General features: G+C 71.0%; 1 protein-coding gene. It reads right to left on the bottom strand.

The features are described from left to right. The coding region (locus ACT6Q8_RS25590; protein WP_444739489.1) for an alanine--tRNA ligase-related protein at positions 1-701 on the bottom strand (701 nt) is incomplete at both ends.

The raw sequence follows: 701 nt of genomic DNA, 5'->3' as shown, positions 1-701 counted from the left end.
CATGGGGACCCAGCACATTGCGCAGGGCCGCATGCAGCAGATGGGTGGCCGAATGGTTGGCCCGGGTCGTGGTGCGGCGGTCGGCGTCCAGGGCCAGGCGCGCCCGGGCGCCGGGGGCCAGCTCGCCGGACTCGATCTCGATCACATGCACATGCAGGTCGCTGGCCTGCTTCTGGGTGTCGATCACCCGACCGCGGCCGCCGTCCCACTCCACCTCGCCGGTGTCGCCGGCTTGGCCGCCGCTTTCGCCGTAGAAGGGCGTGCGGTCGAACAGGGCCTGAACGGTCTGACCGGCGCCAGCCTTGGCGACTTCGGCGCCGTCGGCCATCAGGACCAGCAGCTCGGCGGTCACCTCGCCCTGATCATGGCCCACGAAGTCGGTGGGGCCGAGGCGTTCGCGTAAGGAGAACCACTCCCCGGCCGCCGCAGCCTGGCCAGAGCCGGTCCAGGCGTCACGGGCCTGATCCTTCTGACGCTTCATGGCCACGTCGAAACCGACCAAGTCGACGCTCATCCCCAGGGCGCGCACCGCGTCCTGGGTCAGGTCCAGGGGGAAGCCGTAGGTGTCATAGAGCTTGAAGGCGGTCTCGCCCGGCAGGACGCCGCCGGGGCCAACCTGGGCGGTCGCCTCCTCCAGCAGGCTCATCCCGCGCCCCAGCGTGCGGCGGAAGCGCTCTTCCTCCTGGCGCAGAGTCTCGGCG

The organism is Niveispirillum sp. (genome assembly GCF_052437035.1).
Taxonomy (GTDB): Bacteria; Pseudomonadota; Alphaproteobacteria; order Azospirillales; family Azospirillaceae; genus Niveispirillum.
This window is presented reverse-complemented; position numbering and strand designations above follow the sequence as displayed.